Genomic DNA, 323 nt, shown 5'->3' on the forward strand with positions numbered 1-323 from the left:
ATACAAGACACTTGAATGTGTGTTGTTACTCATCACTTGCAAGCAAGTAATAAGATTTGAGAACTTTTATTTTGAACAAATAACCTTGGTTATTTATTCAGTCAGCTTTCCAAATTGTTAAAGAGCATAAAGCATAAAAGCTTTAATCAATAACCGAAGTCATTCATTAAAGCTCTGCTTTAACTTTATCTAAACCATCAATCTGTGTGGGTACTCATCAATAATAATCTTTTCGTAAGGAGGTGATCCAGCCCCAGGTTCCCCTAGGGCTACCTTGTTACGACTTCACCCCAGTCATGAACCACAAAGTGGTAAGCGTCCTC

At 37.2% G+C, this 323-nt stretch carries 1 rRNA gene; it reads right to left on the bottom strand.

Annotated elements, in window-relative coordinates:
- Positions 1-235: 235 nt before the first annotated feature.
- A 16S ribosomal RNA gene (locus tag HC723_RS17115) occupies positions 236-323 on the bottom strand; the annotation flags it as partial.

Origin of the sequence: Vibrio sp. S11_S32 (assembly GCF_014694465.1) — a bacterium.
GTDB classification, from domain to species: domain Bacteria; phylum Pseudomonadota; class Gammaproteobacteria; order Enterobacterales; family Vibrionaceae; genus Vibrio; species Vibrio algicola.